At 39.4% G+C, this 16806-nt stretch carries 26 protein-coding genes and 1 pseudogene; 17 read left to right on the top strand and 10 right to left on the bottom strand.

What is annotated here, in order from left to right:
• Positions 1-280: 280 nt before the first annotated feature.
• Complete coding sequence (locus tag HNW13_RS17525) at positions 281-1954, bottom strand: DUF4942 domain-containing protein (protein WP_192114664.1); 1674 nt, start codon at positions 1952-1954, stop codon at positions 281-283.
• Positions 1955-2028: 74 nt separating this feature from the next.
• On the bottom strand, positions 2029-2403 hold the full coding sequence (locus HNW13_RS17520) for a hypothetical protein (RefSeq protein ID WP_192114665.1): 375 nt from the start codon (positions 2401-2403) through the stop codon (positions 2029-2031).
• Between the two features lie 563 nt (positions 2404-2966).
• Here HNW13_RS17520 and HNW13_RS17510 point away from each other — a divergent pair.
• The 16 genes from HNW13_RS17510 to istB all read left to right on the top strand — a co-directional run bounded on the left by HNW13_RS17510 (position 2967) and on the right by istB (position 10198).
• Entirely contained in the window at positions 2967-3221 is a 255-nt protein-coding gene (locus tag HNW13_RS17510; RefSeq protein ID WP_192114667.1) for a hypothetical protein, read from the top strand.
• Positions 3218-3373: a hypothetical protein gene (locus HNW13_RS17505; protein ID WP_192114668.1), complete on the top strand. Its 156-nt coding sequence runs from the start codon at positions 3218-3220 to the stop codon at positions 3371-3373. Before HNW13_RS17510 ends, HNW13_RS17505 begins: the two co-directional genes overlap by 4 nt.
• A 264-nt stretch (positions 3374-3637) precedes the next feature.
• On the top strand, positions 3638-4099 hold the full coding sequence (locus tag HNW13_RS17500) for a hypothetical protein (protein WP_192114669.1): 462 nt from the start codon (positions 3638-3640) through the stop codon (positions 4097-4099).
• Positions 4077-4385, top strand: coding sequence for a hypothetical protein (locus HNW13_RS17495; protein WP_192114670.1), 309 nt, complete (start codon positions 4077-4079; stop codon positions 4383-4385). The genes HNW13_RS17500 and HNW13_RS17495 overlap by 23 nt, the downstream gene beginning before the upstream one ends.
• An 8-nt stretch (positions 4386-4393) precedes the next feature.
• Positions 4394-4525: a hypothetical protein gene (locus HNW13_RS23665; protein ID WP_279575210.1), complete on the top strand. Its 132-nt coding sequence runs from the start codon at positions 4394-4396 to the stop codon at positions 4523-4525.
• A 16-nt stretch (positions 4526-4541) separates the two neighbouring features.
• Entirely contained in the window at positions 4542-4892 is a 351-nt protein-coding gene (locus tag HNW13_RS17490) for a hypothetical protein (RefSeq protein WP_192114671.1), read from the top strand.
• Positions 4893-4901: 9 nt separating this feature from the next.
• On the top strand, positions 4902-5114 hold the full coding sequence (locus HNW13_RS17485) for a hypothetical protein (protein WP_192114672.1): 213 nt from the start codon (positions 4902-4904) through the stop codon (positions 5112-5114).
• A 59-nt stretch (positions 5115-5173) separates the two neighbouring features.
• On the top strand, positions 5174-5578 hold the full coding sequence (locus HNW13_RS17480; RefSeq protein WP_192114673.1) for a hypothetical protein: 405 nt from the start codon (positions 5174-5176) through the stop codon (positions 5576-5578).
• 21 nt (positions 5579-5599) lie between these two features.
• Positions 5600-6073, top strand: a complete 474-nt coding sequence (locus HNW13_RS17475; RefSeq protein WP_192114674.1) for a hypothetical protein — start codon at positions 5600-5602, stop codon at positions 6071-6073.
• Positions 6070-6366 carry a hypothetical protein gene (locus HNW13_RS17470; RefSeq protein WP_192114675.1) on the top strand — a complete coding sequence of 99 codons (297 nt, stop codon included), beginning with the start codon at positions 6070-6072 and terminating at the stop codon, positions 6364-6366. Before HNW13_RS17475 ends, HNW13_RS17470 begins: the two co-directional genes overlap by 4 nt.
• An 8-nt stretch (positions 6367-6374) precedes the next feature.
• Positions 6375-6548: a hypothetical protein gene (locus HNW13_RS17465; RefSeq protein ID WP_192114676.1), complete on the top strand. Its 174-nt coding sequence runs from the start codon at positions 6375-6377 to the stop codon at positions 6546-6548.
• Positions 6549-6586: 38 nt separating this feature from the next.
• Complete coding sequence (locus tag HNW13_RS17460) at positions 6587-6808, top strand: hypothetical protein (RefSeq protein ID WP_192114677.1); 222 nt, start codon at positions 6587-6589, stop codon at positions 6806-6808.
• A gap of 18 nt (positions 6809-6826) precedes the next feature.
• The gene (locus HNW13_RS17455) at positions 6827-7123 is read left to right on the top strand and encodes a hypothetical protein (protein WP_192114678.1); all 297 of its coding nucleotides are present in this window, start codon (positions 6827-6829) and stop codon (positions 7121-7123) included.
• Between the two features lie 380 nt (positions 7124-7503).
• A complete protein-coding gene (locus HNW13_RS17450; RefSeq protein WP_192114679.1) occupies positions 7504-7887 on the top strand; it encodes a hypothetical protein in 384 nt (127 codons plus the stop codon).
• A 51-nt stretch (positions 7888-7938) separates the two neighbouring features.
• On the top strand, positions 7939-9438 hold the full coding sequence (gene istA / locus HNW13_RS17445) for an IS21 family transposase (protein WP_192114609.1): 1500 nt from the start codon (positions 7939-7941) through the stop codon (positions 9436-9438).
• Positions 9431-10198: an IS21-like element helper ATPase IstB gene (istB, locus tag HNW13_RS17440; RefSeq protein ID WP_192114610.1), complete on the top strand. Its 768-nt coding sequence runs from the start codon at positions 9431-9433 to the stop codon at positions 10196-10198. The genes istA and istB overlap by 8 nt, the downstream gene beginning before the upstream one ends.
• Before the next feature lie 68 nt (positions 10199-10266).
• Here the strand turns inward: istB and HNW13_RS17435 are convergent, their stop codons facing one another.
• The 8 genes and pseudogenes from HNW13_RS17435 to HNW13_RS23735 all read right to left on the bottom strand — a co-directional run.
• Positions 10267-10518: an antitoxin gene (locus HNW13_RS17435; RefSeq protein WP_192114680.1), complete on the bottom strand. Its 252-nt coding sequence runs from the start codon at positions 10516-10518 to the stop codon at positions 10267-10269.
• A gap of 599 nt (positions 10519-11117) precedes the next feature.
• Entirely contained in the window at positions 11118-11564 is a 447-nt protein-coding gene (locus HNW13_RS17430) for a hypothetical protein (RefSeq protein ID WP_192114681.1), read from the bottom strand.
• A 26-nt stretch (positions 11565-11590) separates the two neighbouring features.
• Positions 11591-13146, bottom strand: a protein-coding gene (locus tag HNW13_RS17425) for an IS3 family transposase (RefSeq protein ID WP_192114312.1) whose coding sequence is annotated in 2 segments (ribosomal slippage) — positions 11591-12693 and positions 12693-13146 — 1557 coding nt in all. Because the reading frame shifts where the segments join, the coding sequence is not laid out codon by codon here.
• A gap of 27 nt (positions 13147-13173) precedes the next feature.
• Complete coding sequence (locus HNW13_RS17420; RefSeq protein ID WP_192114682.1) at positions 13174-14775, bottom strand: hypothetical protein; 1602 nt, start codon at positions 14773-14775, stop codon at positions 13174-13176.
• 272 nt (positions 14776-15047) lie between these two features.
• Positions 15048-15791, bottom strand: coding sequence for an endonuclease (locus tag HNW13_RS17415; RefSeq protein WP_192114683.1), 744 nt, complete (start codon positions 15789-15791; stop codon positions 15048-15050).
• A gap of 96 nt (positions 15792-15887) precedes the next feature.
• Positions 15888-15995, bottom strand: coding sequence for a DUF4113 domain-containing protein (locus HNW13_RS23740; RefSeq protein ID WP_347813094.1), 108 nt, complete (start codon positions 15993-15995; stop codon positions 15888-15890).
• Positions 15996-15999: 4 nt separating this feature from the next.
• Entirely contained in the window at positions 16000-16296 is a 297-nt protein-coding gene (locus HNW13_RS17410; protein WP_347813093.1) for a hypothetical protein, read from the bottom strand.
• Positions 16273-16433 (bottom strand): annotated as a pseudogene (locus HNW13_RS23735) (S24 family peptidase); the annotation flags it as partial. The pseudogene HNW13_RS23735 and the gene HNW13_RS17410, both read right to left, overlap by 24 nt.
• 184 nt (positions 16434-16617) lie before the next feature.
• Between HNW13_RS23735 and HNW13_RS17405 the strand changes: the two are divergent.
• Positions 16618-16806, top strand: a 189-nt coding sequence (locus tag HNW13_RS17405; RefSeq protein WP_208062915.1) for a hypothetical protein, incomplete at its 3' end; no start/stop codon positions are given.

Here is a 16806-nt window from a genome sequence, read left to right as displayed (position 1 = left end):
GCTTCATCCACTTAGTGGTAAACGTGTATTAAACAAATTGGTACTTATAGGCATGAAATGCCAAGTGAGTTGCAGGGATTGGTAAATTAAATCAATTTCTTTACCACCTGTTGCAATGCAATAGTAATTCGTTGCATGAGAAGCGAATTAGAATAAATATAGAAATGCCACTTAAACGTGACGCCTAGTATGGTGAACCCAAAAGTAGGCCGGACTAACCGGCACCAGGGAACAAAAGTGGTAAATGACCGGGCATGTCTCAAACACCCGGTCATTTATGTTAAGCAGCAAGTAGTTTTAATGAAATATCAGGCAGTAGTTTAAAGTTACTTTCAAAGGCACTCTCAACGATGGCTATATCGATATCCAACTCACTGCTAGCTTCTTCTTTGGACTTAAGCCAGCCCTTAAGTCGTCCATGCTCTACATTGAGCTTACAAATGAATTCAGGCAGAAATTGAATGTGCATATTCCCATTTTTGAAGCATTTCACTTGAAAAAGTAATTGCCGCTCATCCATCGTATGGTTAAAGAACTCGAACTGGTTCTTGTTGTTTGAATACCAGCGCATATCGCTGACTGAGTTGATGTTGGAAGTGTCAAAGCCGATATTTGAAGCAATGGTACACAAATCATTAATAAGATTTTGGGCAGCCATAACAATGTTAGCACCACTACCAGCTATTCCACCAACGGACTCTAATACAACTCTGTAATCAAGTTTATAATGGGTAGCTGACCCTTCTACAAACATTTTATTGTAGCGCCAGCATTCATCACCAAAAGTACGCTGATTGCTTTTGTAGTTGATCACGTTTGCTTGTTCTGTGAGCTTTTCAAATACAGAGATTAATTGAGAGTCAAAATAGGTATTCGCATTTTTGACAACCCACACAATAATTGCATGGACGTTTTGCACTGTGAAATCCACATCTGTATTTTCTAAGAGCTTGTCGAGTAATGTTTTTCTGGATGCAGTCGTCAGCTTAGTAGTAATGACCGTAAGTTTGTTAAACACCTTGTTCCAATACACATCTTTGAGGCTTTTAATCTTCAACTCAAGAGCTTCTTTCACATTATCGATTTTAATATCCAATTCTATAAGCAGTGAAGCATCGATGCTAGATAGAGCTTTATAAGTATTCATTAGTCTAGTGATGTCACGATTATAAAAGTCTTCAAGCATTTGAACTGGGCAGCTTTGATCCACCAGCGCAGTGGAATCATAGTGCCTAGCCAAATTCTCTCGTGCTTCTTTTTTGGCACCATACTCTGACAATTTAGAGTGATAGCCTTTGTTGGCATTCAGTTTGAAGTGAGTATCAAACCATAAACCGAATGGGTCTATTTTAGCATTTGAATTATAGCCAACTTGACCGTCAGTTAAGCGCACAAAGTCGAAACGAACTAGGTTTACAGTGCCTCGGGCTACCCTGTCTGCATCCAGAAAGCTAAAGTCCCCAAGCTTGGTAGCCTTAACTTTCCTTGCGTCCATAGCCTGCTGGATCGAACTGTTATCGCTCCAACGTTCTGGGATTACAGCATAAAATACCTTAGCATTGGCTTCAGTAATGATTTTAATGAGCCATACATCAAACTCTGAATATGGCGGGTTTGAATAAATTACACTGACTCTTTTGTCGATTAATTGTTGCTGGTGGAAGTCACTACCAATGATAAAAACCTCTTTAGGCATGACGTTAATGAGAGGTGTCGACTTTTCTATCGCGTATTTTGTGCCATGCGTTAGCGCCATCAACACACGGCCATCACCCGCCCCGCAATCAAGTATGCTTTGAGTAATTAGGCTACTTTCACCGACTCTGAAAATGGTTCGTAAATCCTGTTTAACACAGGCAATAATTTCGGGAGTTGTAGGATAAAATTCATAATCCTCAGATGCTTTTATAATTTCACGCACTAACTTGCTGGTAGCTTTTTTCGTTGTTTGCATATCGCACCTCAAACCTGAGAGCTGGTGGCAGTCCACCAGCTGAATAAAATTAAATTCAAAAAAATGCAGAGTAATTATTCAGGCATGAGCCGCTGGATAGGCTCAGTACGATTCTTGGGAAGTAATGCAAAAATCAAGGGTATGGCCAATATATACGTTAGCAGTGTTGTGCTGATTTCTAATTGAGACAATAAGGTTAGGAGGTTGGCTATATAAGGATGATTAACAGCAAGGGCAATTAACATGAGTCCGAGCAGTTTGTTTCTCCAGACAATTGAATTGAGGTTTTTACTCGTCACAGTGAGTAGGCCAAAATAGACAGGTAACAAATACAGAAGATGGTAAGCAAAGTCAGCAGATGGTGCGTTATAGAAGCTAATTACATCACTAATGCTAAAATATGACACTAGTAGGAGTATGAAAGCATTAAATCGTTGTGTGAAAGTCATAATATCCCTCGTTTATAGTTAATCGGCGGGTCGCATTCGCCAATTGATTAAGTTGACTTATATTAACAGTTATCTTGAACAGTGCAACCCTTAATTGATATTATATAGCGTGAGTATTGAAACGCAATTCTAGCTAGATTGGGCTCAAGGGATATAAAGACACATAAACATAGGTGCTAAGTGGCGTATTGAATGCATTGTTCTGAATGATTTATAGGAAAATGCAATCACACTGCAGATAGAATTAAGCTTTCTGTAGAAATACGCGATGTATTGCCCTGGTAAAAATAAACATGACCAGGGAACCTGGTATAAGCCCGGTTATTTTAACTTTTCCAACATTGAGTCTGTAACTGGGATGCCAAGGTGCACAGTACAAGATACAATTAAGTCTCTTGCAGAGTTAGATATTGTTTGTAAATTTGTTGGGGTTACTAAAGATGGAAGTTATGTGATTTCTGATTGGGGCCCAATAAATAATAAATGGATTAAAATCAATTTACAGAACATTAAAGGTGTGCTGTAATAAGCCTATTAGTTAGACAATCTTCATAGGGAACAACATGAAAAAACGGGATTATTCACTTGTTATGCCAGCAATAAAAGCTGCTGATCAAGATTTCACTGCTGAGCATGGCTGTGGTGTTCATTATGAGTTGTGGGATGCTGCTTTAGAAAAAGCAGTTAAAGAATACAATCTTGACAATGGTACAGAGTTTAATCCTGTAGAGGCTCGTCATCAGTATATTGAGCAACAGGAAACAAAAATAGCCGCTACCAATGACCGTTGGTTTGCTCAAAATATGAAAACAGTATGACCACTCGGTATATCAAGGTTACTGAACGTGAATTTGAGCTAATCAGAAGCGAAATATACTCGGCTGAAGCTCAGGCTGGCTGTATGGATGAAGATGCAGCTGAGGTGGCTTACAAAGCCTTTGATGCAGTAAAAAAAGCTGAACTTGGATAGAGTTAGGGGATAAGTCATTTGCATATTTCATAGGTATAAATCGGCAAGAATTTGACGATATAGCGACCATCAAAAATAAAAAATCAACCTGTCTGCAAGTAGATAATTATGGTGTTCCCTCGGTACATTGTACCTTTGTAATAAACAATATTGCTAATAATTAACGCAATTAACTAATGTGGAAAATGGATTAAAAACAATTTAAAGCACATTAAAACGTGCTTTAATGTTGCTATTAGATAGTAAATCGTAATAGGAATTAGCGTGGATACTCAAACAAACGAAAGAAGTTTATCAGTAACTGAGCAGTTACACACTTGGCCAATGGCAATCCTACTCGGCATGGGTGTAGCATTGATACTACTAATGCAGGGCGTGTGGGGTTTTATATCAGGTCTGTACTTCCCATACGCGTATGAAACGATAGTAATACCATATACGATGTATTCGCTATTTAGTCTCTACCGATATGCAAACGGTGCAATAATAAATAAAACTAAACACCAACTATTAATTGTAAGTTTTGCTTTTCTATTTCTACCTTCAATCTTCTTGTTGTTAACTGGACAAGTTGATGGTCACACTGCAATGTTTGGTGAATTTGATCCAACATTAAATCATCTGCCTTACGCACACCTATTACCCGTTGTTTTTTTGGGAATATTAATTGCTCCAATACGAAATCTTTATTGTAGGAAACAGCATGCCTTGCAAACATGGACTTAAAAAAGTGGGTAGATTACCTCCTTTACCTGGGGAATCAGAAGTTAACTACTTGGTTCCTCTTGAATACACCGCTCCTAAAACACCTTTCGGACGGCCGTTGTTTGCTTTGAGAAATCGATTCTTTGCCTATATTAAAATTAGCCGTTCTGAAATCGAAGCGATTAGATGGAAAAAACACAAAAGTAGCTGGACTGTTGATTTGGGGAAAAGAGGGAGTATTTCTTCTTTCGCCAGCATCGATAAATTCATTGATTTAAAGAACGAACTTTACAATACGGCGGCATAGGAGACAGCATGGATCTTATAAAAAAAGGCGTCATAGCTCTTGTTATCTGCATTTTAGCGGCTGTTTTGCTAACCCCTTTGGTACAGAAAGCCGTAGAACAAACTGATGAAATAAATGCCCCACGGCTAATAACTGAATAGTAGGAAATTAGGTATCATGCATTATTATGAAAAGAAGTTGGTGAAGTCTATATTGGCCTCGTGGATACTTCTATTTACTGCTGTAATTGTCACATTGTTGGCCTATCAAGGTTTCTTAATGCCAGATAACGATCAACCTGCCATATGGTTTCAGCGCAGTGGAGCATTTGTAGTGTTAATAGCAATTTTTGCAGATATATATTTTATTTCAGAACCTAAATCTATAAGTGAATCGTCTGACATTGAGGCTAGAAAAAAACATAAAAACCTCATCAAATTCTCAAACATTGCAAACTTTTCTTTAGGCGTGATTGGTACAATTATTTGGGGTTATGGGGATCTAATACAACTCAAACTCTTAATGTAGGAGGCAGATATGCCGATTTTGTCTAAAACACTTAGTAAAGAATGGAATAAAGCCTTTTCAGATTACGAGCGAATAAGCGGTTTTGAGCCGATGTATCAAGAAGACATAGATGAAGGGACTATGACTGTAGATGATGCTTGGGCTTTAAATGTTAAATTCTTGGAGGATATGCTGTCTGATGTTACGCACATAGTAATTCCAGAAGCACCTGAACTTATCTAATAGGCAAAAATACTATTCAAAATTGACTATTAATGACCTTTAGTAACGATAGGAAACATATGAGCAAAAGTGAACTCTTAAAAAGTGCAGAAAAAGAAGTAGATGCTTGCCTTAATTATGGCGGGGTTTTTCATGAAGGCAGTCATACAACGAAAGAGTTGGAATTGGTTTACGAAATGGGGGATGTAGAAGGTGAAGTAGCTCACATGCGCCGATTTTCGAAAGCCTTAAGTGAACTTGCAGACGCTGTTGAAGCAGATATGACTGACAAATTATCACATGGAATGACATACGCAAGCACAAAGGATGGTATGTCAAATGATAGACCAACAATTGATATGGCCGAGTATTTAAATAAAAGGCAAGAAGATGGCAAACCACTAATTATTATCGATCCAACGGGTGACAGAGACTTATTAAGTAAAATAGATGACATTAAATCTGCGATGGATAAAGTAAAGTAAAGCCAAGGTAGGATACAGCAAATGACCTCGATACCGATAAGTAGAGAAATTTACACACTGAATCTAAATGGACAAAATTTCACTTTATATTTAAATAGTTATTGGGGTTTGATATTGAGAACAGAGAATTCAATAAATACTGAAGTATTGCATAGCCAGATCTGGCATACGGATGAGGATAAACATCTTGGCTTAACAGGTACAGGTTGGCATTTGACAAGGTTTCGTGAAGAAGCTGTCGAAGATCTCAATGGATTATCTGACATGGATATGCAAATTCTATCAACTGAATTTGGTCTACCAATTTGTACTAGTTTTCATGAAATACCATATTGGAACACTGAAAGTTTCTTAGCGTCGCGTAGTGCTATTAAGGTTCGAGATTGGATAAATAGGCACCCGATAATCTCTAAACGTCTACTAAGCAGAGGTGAGAAGATCAAAGAACTTTTTAAGCTGATGAGTGTACCAACCCCTAATGGAGAACAACATTGAAAATTAGACTGAATGAAACTGATGAGATAGGTTTCAACTCACCAAGACCGTTATTACTCGATGTTGATGAAATTAGAAGTGTAGAGTGCTTATCCATTGTTAACGGTTTATCCAAAACGGTATCAAGAGTGACACTGAAAGTTCCAATCACTCACTCGGACGATTTCGACTCTGAGTACCTGGCCTTTGTTACTCTTATTGTTTTCGAAACAGTTGATGATATAGAAAGGCTAATTAATGGTGAACGGATAGAGTTTGATTACTCGACACTTTCACCTACTAACCGAAGATAGGATATAGCATGACTAAAAAATACATTACAGCAGTCTTTGAATATGAAGAAGGTGAAGAGTTTCCTGCTCAGATCGCCGCTGCATTCGCTAAGAACGAAGCATTTCATGGTGTGAAAATTACGGCGGTTTCACTTGAAGATGAAATAACTCGCGTAGAGCAACTTGAAGAGCAATTGGCTTAATAACAATTTGATGGAAAAATGGCCGTATGGGATAAATAATGGCAGAAAAACTGAAAAATGAACTTTCACCAGAACAACAATCTGCTTGGGATAGAGGTGTTGAAGCGGCACAAAAGGCTTTATCTTCAAGTGATAAACCGATCATGATGCTGGATGAATTACCTGGGATTTCAATGGAATCGGATGTTGAGGCTATGGGATGGAATTCCGTTTGGGCAAGTGAAGAAAATAGTGCTCGTTTCAAACAATTAAAACACTAATTGGCAATGGGAAAAGCTATGAGCCAAAGCAAAAAAGACTTAATAGATTGCTTTCTTACACAAATACGAAGCATTGAATTACGTGAAAACGCGACAATAGATCAGCTTCTTGAAGATGATTTCAAGAAATTTAAATTGGCTGAAAAGGTACTACTTGAAAACCCTATATTGCTTGAGGCTGATTGTAGCGGTCGTGGTTTACCGTCCCAAAGGTATGCGTATTACGGTCATTTACACGGCTTTAATATGAATGTTCAGCTCATGGTCCAGCTCAAAAAGTTGGATAATTTGAATGATTATTTTGAACAAGGTTAATGAAGGAAATTTACACATAATGCAAACTTTGAGCATAGCACTTTTATGAACCTTGTTGGATAAGGAAATAGCTTCAAAAGAGGCTGAAATTAATCACTCTATTTCGCAAGGTGGGTTTGATAAGGCTGCAAAATTAAACAACGAAATATGTTTGATAAAAAAGTTATCTTAGAAATCCAGAGCTAATACCAAGAATAAAACCGATGTCAGGTTAATTAGCATCAACTCAATTCAATCAAAGGCAGTATTACTGGCTTTTTTATTTCTCAAAGTGCAACCCTTAATTGATATAGTTAGTTGGGTGATGTATAATCTATGTAACGAGTATGACATTCCATTAAAGCTAATTGCGACCTAGCTTTCAACAAACAAGGTGAATTATGAATCAACGCATTCTGCGTGAATTAAGCCGTTCTGCGTCAGCAATGGTAGATTTCCATTTGCTTGGCAAACTCCCAAGCTGTGTTAATGCTCCTGCCACCCCACTTCGTGACCTTATAGAACAAATCCCACCACGAGCGAGAAGCGAATTTAAAGGCGTGAAATTGAGCCCAGAGCTTGGGTTCAACTCTAGAATGCAATTTCATACACTCCACCAGCTATATGAATGGTTAGGCGGCAACAAAAAAATTGTTGGCAATCAAACCATGCCGTATATGTCGTGGCGTAACGTTAACTTTAACAAGAAACTCACACTGCAAGATCTACTCAAACATACTGCGTCTATTAGGCGACAATTAACTTGGCCGGTTCGCGACAACTAGCTTGTCCGGTTTTGGTAAGCTCTAGGCATACATAATTATTGAGAGATTTATATGCCTGGAAAAACCATAAATCAATCACAGGTTAACCTATATATGTCTTATCGTAATCAACCTAAACAGACTCAATCATCTGCAGCGGCTAAAGCAGGATTTTCATCCCGCACAGCCAGACGTATTGATTCAGGGCAGCACAACCCCCCTCCATTACCGCGTCAATACGCTACTCGAAAAGATCCGTTTAATGGTCTTTTTGAACAACATATTGTCCCACTGCTTGAAAAAGAACCCACATTACAACCCATTACATTATTTGAAAAACTCGAAGAAATCGCACCGGGGCAATTTGATCGCGCGCAACTTAGGACTTTACAACGCCGTATCAAGACATGGCGAGTCAAATACGGACCAGAAAAAGAGGTGATTTTCAGGCAACAGCATACACCTGGAGCGATGGGGATTTCCGATTACACTTGGGCTAATGAATTGAATATCACCCTCGCTGGCAGTGCATTTAAACACAAACTTTATCATTACCGCTTGGTTTTCAGTGGCTGGACTTACGTCGAAGTCATCTTGGGTGGCGAAAGCTTTGAGTCATTGTCATCCGGGCTGCAGAATGCCTTTTGGCAAAGTGGGGGTGTACCCAAAACCCACCGCACAGATAGCTTAAGCGCTGCCTTTAAAAACCACACACAAGCAGAAGTCCTCACAGAGCGCTACACCAAGTTATGTCAGCATTACGGTGTAAAAGCCACTCGAAACAATAAAGGTATAGCCCATGAAAATGGCGCAATTGAAGGCCCTAATGGGCATCTAAAGCGAAAGATAGCGCAGCAATTGCTATTGCGCGAAAGCCGTGACTTCCTGGATTTAAAGCAATACCGAGCATTCATCGATGCCATCGTCGCTAAAATAAATCGTCAATGTCACACGCGTTACATTGAGGAGTGCGCGTACTTGTCCGCCTTACCCGTCCGTCGAACGAATGACTTTTGTGAGCAGTACGTCAAAGTGACATCCAGCAGCACGATTTCCATTAAGCGTGTGACGTATTCCGTGCCATCACGGCTCATTGGCGTGACCTTACTGGCGCACATTTATGATGACCGCATCGTCCTCTTCTATGGACATGAAATCACATTAACCTTAGCGCGAATACACACGCAAGGCGCAGCACGTGGCCGCTCAATAGACTATCAGCACCTTATCCACGCATTGGCTAAGAAGCGCAATGCGTTTAAAGCATCACAACTTAGAGACGACCTTATACCTAAAGGCGATTTTTGGCAGTTATGGCAGGCACTCACCCGTGATGGTGTGACTGATACAGATTGTCATTATATGGTCGATTTACTGGTCATCGCTGCCAACTATGATTGTGAGGCTGCATTGGGCCGCTTCGTTCTCAGCGCATTTGAAGCAGGAAAAGCGGTAACGATAGATGAATGTCGACGCGTTTTCAGGCCTGATACGCTATTTACCCCCATGATTAATCGTCAACAACATAGCGTTTCAAGTTACGACGTACTGTTAGGAGGGCGCAATGGCTAACCCACTGAGCTTACCTATATTATTACAAGAGTTACGATTACCCGCGATAGCAAAAGCTTGGCCTGATATCGCGCTAAAAGCGGTGAAGGAGCAATGGGGGCCTGAGCTATTTCTCGCTCAGTTATGTGAAATAGAGGCCTCACACCGACAAGAAATACGCCTAAAGCGCTTACTGAAAGACAGCCAATTACCCATAGGGAAACAACTATCACAGTACGATTTTAGTGAAGTGACAGGGATTAGTGCCGTTCAAATCAAGCATAAAGCCAGTGAGCTCGGGTGGTTGAGGCAAGGCCACAACATACTGTTATTTGGTGCAAGCGGTCTGGGGAAAACACACCTAGCCGCCGCGTTAGGCTATGCCCTTATAGAGCAATCTGTTCGAGTTAAATTCACAACAGGAACCGCCATGGTGCAGCATCTACAGAAAGCGCGACAAGGTTTAGGACTAGAAGATGCGCTTAAAAAACTCGATAAATATGAGCTACTGATTTTGGATGACATTGGCTATGTAAAAAAGAGCGACAGTGAAAGTCAGGTTCTATTTGAACTCATCGCACATCGATATGAGCGCAATAGCTTGGTGATAACGACGAACCAGGTATTTAGTGACTGGGACAGTATCTTTGGCGACAATATGATGACGGTAGCTGTGATAGACAGGCTGGTGCATCATGCTGAAATTTACCGACTTGAAGGAGATAGTTACCGTAAAAAACAAGCTATGAAATTAAACGACAAAAGCGGCCAACTTAATTGACGCGCATAGGACAAGCTAGTTGACGTCTAACATTGCCTTATGGTGCCAAAAATTCAAAAGTTTTTTATTTAGAACAGCTCATTCCCTATTGCTGAAGACTCAAGCCACCTTCTATCTTCTAGTGATAGTTCAACAGACCCATTACATTTTGAAAGTAATTCCGTCAGAGAATATATGGGTTTTGAACCAAGTATTAAGTGATTATTATCAACCTTTAATTGAACTGCTGCTCCTACCTTTAAATTTAGTTCATCAAAAATTGTTGGAGGAATTTTCAGCATTACAGTATCACCGATTTTTAGAAGATTAGATGTGACCATGACTGTTCTCTAATAAGCTTAAATGCATGTAAATATAGTCCCCACTATGGTGTTATACAAGGAAAACAAATAAGGCACTTAAGTAATTTCAAGTATAAATCAGTAGAAATCGATGCCTATTAAAACCATATTAAACAACAATTTAATTCAACCTCATTTTCCAGGCGCATCAATCCAATCAATGCAATTCAGAAGATGATACTTAACGTACGATTTATACCTAAATTGTAAAGCCACCGCAAAGATGGCTTATACTATTTTGTATTTCTTTGAGGATTTACTAGGCTTTAGTCTCGGAGTATTTCTAGGTGTGTTTTTATTATCACGTCGACGTTGATCAGGTTTCCCTGTTGAATCTGCATTTGGTTTTGGTCCAGGTTTAAGACCCATATCATTTGTCCATGAATGTTTATGAGGAAGTCCCTCTAACTAAATATGAAGGACTGCTGTACGAATATCAAGCAGAAAAACGAACATTAGGCATAATGTTTGCCCTGTCAGGTTTAGGGGCACGAACGTGTCAGCTTCATTCCTCTCACACGTACCAGGAAAAAAGTGCGTTAGAGCTTCGGGTTTAGTGCAATGACCCCACTAAATTCTTAAAGTTTTGGAGCCAACTTTCCAAAATATAGCTTCCAATTTTTTTTCCAATTATCATTTAAAGAAAATAATGGATTTCTTCCATTTTTTTGAAAAGACAACCAATCCAAATCTAAAATATTATCTTTTCTTAGTTCGCGAGACATATTATTTGTAGCAATTTTTGGTCTATTTATATTAATAACTATATGATCGTTGATCACTTTAGTTAAATCTGAAGCACAACTAGTATCAAAACCTTTAGCTTTTCTTAAAACTAGTGCAACTAATATGATAGGGATGTAGATAGTACCAGCGATTTTTAAAGTACCAATATTTTGGGGAATAGCATTTAGAAGAGTTTTATCAAGAGGTTTCTCAACAGATTTAGTAGTTGTCTTTTGCTTATTTGGTAATTGTAGATACTCTGTAGAAGTGATTAAATCAAGCCTTGCGGTGTTTTTCAAGGTAGTTGGCACTCTTTACTTAAATTTTAAGCTGCATTTCTTGTTTCTGTTTCAGACTTCTTATCTGGGTTCAGTGTGACTTCACCTACAGCGTCACAATTCCTTATACCGTTTGGCCAGCGTTTAGGATTTCTTGACCTCGCTTCCTCTAGCACTATCTTACGCTTAGATAAAATAGTCCTGTCTTGCATCGCATGACGCTCACTCGGTGACACAAAGTTGAGCTTGCTGTGTTTATGCTTAGTATTGTACCAAGTCACAAATACTTCGACCCATTCTCGTGCTTCGGTGATGCTTTTAAAGCCAGAGCTAGGCCATTCTGGCCGATACTTTAATGTTCTAAACAGCGACTCGGAGTAAGGGTTATCGTTACTGACACTCGGGCGGCTTAATGACGCGGTAACGCCTAACTCTTCAAGCTTGGCTTTCATTGTTAACGACTTCATCGGAGCACCATTATCTGAGTGCAATACCAGTGGCTTCTTAAAGCATTGCTCACGCAGCATATTGCGTTGCATTAACTCGGCCGCTAGCTCACCACATTCACGTTCATGGACTTCATAACCCACAACCTTACGGCTATAAATATCCTCAAACATATATAGATAATAAAAGCGTCCTTTGATGACCGAAGCTAAATAAGTGATATCCCAAGACCACACTTTGTTCGGCTCATCTGCAACATAAGCATCTGGTTTACTTCTTTTTGTTATGCTTTGGCTTCGTCCACGTCGATTTAATTGAGCATTGGCTTTTAACACTCGGTAAAAACTCGACTCTGAAGCGATATAGACCCCTTCATCAAGCAGCGTCGGCACGATTTGTGAGGGAGGTAGACTCGCAAACCTTGCCTCATTCGAGGTTGCCAGTATCAGCTTTTCCTCGTCATCACTAAGCTTGTTGGCTGGCTCCTGTCTTACCGCCGAGGGCCTTAAATCAGCTTGTACTTTTCCTGCTCGATACCAGCGCCGATACGTCCGCTTACTTAGCTCTGCTTCAGCGCAAGCCTTGTAAAGACGTGCACCGTGGGCATACGCTTCTTGTATTAAATTCACCAATGTTATGCGCTTAGGCAAAGGCGTTAACTCTCCTCGTTGTCGTCCTCCCAAAGCGCATTGAGCTTTTTTCTAAGCACCAGTAAAGCCGCTGTTTCTGCTAACGCCTTCTCTTTGTAGCGTAGCTCTCGTTGCAGGGATTTGATTTCTGCTTTGTCTGATTTGGCTTGCTGCTTAATCGTTTTGGCTTGAACTTCACTTGTCGTAAAGCCCCCTAAACAATCTTGTTTCCACTGCTGAACTTGTTCTCGAAACAAACCATTTTCTCGGCAATATTGGCTTACTTCAGCTTCAGACATTGGCGCTGTTTCAATGAGAACGGCAAACTTAGCTTCGGCCGACCAATCATTACTGGTCAATTTTTTACCTGGCACTGGGCGACCCTCTTTTTTAGCTTTATCGCGCCAATGATACAGGGTTTGGTAGGCGATCCCTTCACTACGTGCCACTTCCATGACGGTCATATTGTGGGGAGGCAATAACTTCTTTAAAACTGCTTCTTTACGTTCAGATGAATATCGTGCCATTGAGCTCTCATTGACCGCCCCCTCTATTTAATTATTGGATGATTTTAAGGGGTGACAACAATCCTGACACAGGGGGCTTGATTGGCCTTGTTCAATTTCTAAATCTAATATTGAGTTTTTAACAGATCTGTAGTCTGACTTAGGCACCTCAACATATTGAACTTCATCATTTTCATCAGATTCAATAATCAAACCAAGTGGTGCATTTCTAGATGACATTAACTCAACATAACAACCGTAGTCTAAGACATATAACGTATATTTTTTACCTACAGCATTTTGTGCCGATACACCTTGTTTTAGCACATGAATAATTCTCATGTCGTAAAGATAATCTATTAATTCATAGCTTTTATCATTACTAATTAAAAAACCACGGGATTTTCTAATGCCGATGACTTCATTGATAATTCGATCTAATAATGAAACTGCTGCTGGTCTGCTGTTAAGTGCGGCGTGTTTATTTACTTGGAACCACTTTTGAGCAGATTTACGAATATGCGTAATTGATATCTTACTTGCAAGAGCGGTTTGTGCAGCTAATGATATTATGTTTATAGCATCACGTGGAACACCTTCGACAGCACGAACAAATTCATCAAAAGATGACGTTTGGCTAAAAACATCATTTATGAATAAGCCAGCTTCTTGATCGCAAATCGAGTTTTTATCTAAAGCTATGACATGTCGATGAAGTAAATTTTTAAAGAACTCTTTAGCAGCTTCGCTATCATTATCAAAGACCATATATTCATCTAAATTTATTACAGATGAAGTATCAGATCCTAACTCTATACCAATACTAGCGTTAGTTTCAAAATCATGTTCCATAAAGTTACATCTATGAGCTATAGCAGCAATTTTTACAGTGATACCAGGAATAGGGTATAAAATCCTGCGTAAAAGCTCTGCAAGATACGGTTGAAGGTCTAACGGTGTTTCTGACCATTCATCGATTAAAATCCAAAGCTCTTTGTTAGGTAATTTTGAAACGATTTTATTAAGTAATTTAGTTATTGCACCGAAGTGAATTCTTAATATTTTTTTACCGGTGATTTTATTTTTTGCTGTATCACCTGATGTAGTTTGCTCTGAGGCTGATAAACCAGCAGATATGCCTTTGTTCGAAAAACCAGCTTTTGCTGCTGAGCTATTAGTAAATTGATTAGATAAGCCCGTTTCTTCTTCTGATATTCCTACGACACTTAAGGCTGTTGCCTGTTCGATAAAGTCATTTAATAGTTGAGCTATTTCAGTTGCGTTTTCTAAGTTGTTTTCAAAAACATACTCAAGAATGACTTCATGAACAATACATAGTGTATCTGATAGAAGTCTTGTAGCCCTTTCGCTTAGAGGGATGTTTTGATCAGAAAATATACCACCAGTGGAGCCTATTAATCGCATATCAATAGGAACACTGATAATACCCTTTTTGATGATTTCATTATTAAGTACGGCTAAAAAGTGGGTCTTCCCTGTACCTCTTCGCCCAAACATAACTTGATTATCAGTGCTTGAGAGCAGCGTGTATGTAGGACCAACATCAACAAATGACTTCACTAAATGCTCAGGTTGTAACTTCTCTGCTCGTTTAGCGAGTCTCATTAAAATTGAGTTAATAGCTCTCATAGTAATCCATTATTGTCTAAGTTTCATAACCTTAACTGAATCGTCTCCAATAATCTAGATTCTTTCAGATCCACTTAAAGCATTTAAATCGAGTAATCCCCCCACACGCTCAAAATCAGGCTTAAACGGTATAAATTCGTAGCGATAGTCACATATTACTTGGTGCTTTTATCAATAGGTTTTTTATGGCAAATACTAATGGCTAGAAAACAACTGAGTAATTGAACCAACAAACTTTGGGGCATAAATGAGCTAGCCGCCCATCTTAACGCCTACAAACCGAGTGATTTACAACGGTTATCAACCACTGTATTTACATTACTCTGAAGATTTTCAATACGTTTTGACCGCTTACACTCCCACTTCGAAACTGGATCTTGTTTATCCCAAACTTGCATTAATTGACTTTGTTGTTTACTCATTTTGTATTTAGGATAAGCCTGTTCCATATACATGTATGTTCGAGCGATAACGCCACGTGCGGCGATAGGAGGTTGAGCCTTGCGATCATCAATTCGCATATCACACCTACCAAAGTCAGACTTCTCTGATGGCAGAATAGTAAAGTTGTAGTTGCTGCGCAGTGCGTTTACTGCACCTATAGCAGGGAAAAGATTGTGCATATCTGCTTGCATATATCGATACTCTGTATTCATCTTCTCAGCACACTTACGTCCCTTAAACGACTTACCTTTACTATCGACACAACTTTTGTGACCATCACGCCACTCACTGAAAGCTCTGCCAAAGTTTTCCGCCGGAACTACATGTTCCCACTCAACCCGTTTTGCCCGTTTCATGTACTTAGAAGTAATAAAACCAGTAGGTGCTTCGATGTTCTTTTTAGCGTCAAATTTAGCACCACAGTAGATGGTTACACGGTGATCTTGATAGACCTCCCGCTCGAGCATCTTTTTTGCTTTGTTGAATGAATCATTAGATGTATTTCCTGCTGCAATGGCTGTAGAGCTGAGAGCCAGTAGAAAGAAAGGTAGACCAATTTTTAGGGGATTCATTGAAAGCTTCAAGCTAAGGAACAGTAACTAGATAGTGCCTGATTTATCTAATCATACCAAGCATATGAGTAAAACATAATCAAAACTAGAACCACGTTAACACTTAATGCTGGGTACACAGACCCATTTGGTTGTGTATTGCGGAGTTAGCAGGTCACGGCGCATTGACCACTTATGCTCTATGCCTTGCGCTGCTAGAAACATTGTATCACTGCCATAGCGTTGGGTTAATGTCATCAAGCGTATGCATCAAAGCTGGATTAGCTTTAGGAGGGTTAAACAAATCGAATTGGTTATGCTTTTCGCTGGGTAAATCGATAAGCCCTATACCGATTTTGTAATAATGTATGCCTTCACGAAAAAGCTTTGGTGCGGCCTCACTCATAGCCTTGGTTAGCTCTACTGTGCAGTTAGTTGGATATGGAAAATGCACAATGGCTTTGTAGCTGACAGGCCGTTCATCATGAGGTGAGTTGCTGGCAAAAATGCCTACGTCTTCTTGCATCGACTCACCTTGAGCAATGCCTATAAAGGTTGAGCTTGGATGCTCAACCCCAAGCTAATGCCTAGCTGACTGTATTCAGCAGCGGGACTTTCAAAACCTGTAATGCCTGCTCTTGCAGTTATAGGGATAACACGCATAACAAACCACTGTATATAATTACAGTAATATTAACAGTAAAATATCAAGGTGCAAGTCTATTTTTTACAATCTAATAATGCATTGCTCTTTTGCTTGTGGAGCAACGAACTTGTAACGTTTTATTTGATTATGTAACGAAATCAAGATATCTTGATATCGTTACATAATCAAGAGATTCTAAGTATGGCAGATAAAAGTGAAGAAAATAAAGGGGCGCATGGTGGTGTACGTAAAGGTGCTGGCCGTAAGACTCGATATGAAAAAACGATAGTGATGAGAGTACCTGAACAATATAAAAATGCGATCAAAGCATTAATTCAACACATAGATGAATGCGAAAAAGTTGATCATCACTACTCACCTGTAGTTTCT

Source organism: Shewanella sp. BF02_Schw (assembly GCF_014596695.2).
In the GTDB taxonomy this organism is placed as follows: Bacteria; Pseudomonadota; Gammaproteobacteria; order Enterobacterales; family Shewanellaceae; genus Shewanella.
Note: the sequence above shows the minus strand (reverse complement) of the source record. Positions and strands in the feature narration are given on the sequence as shown.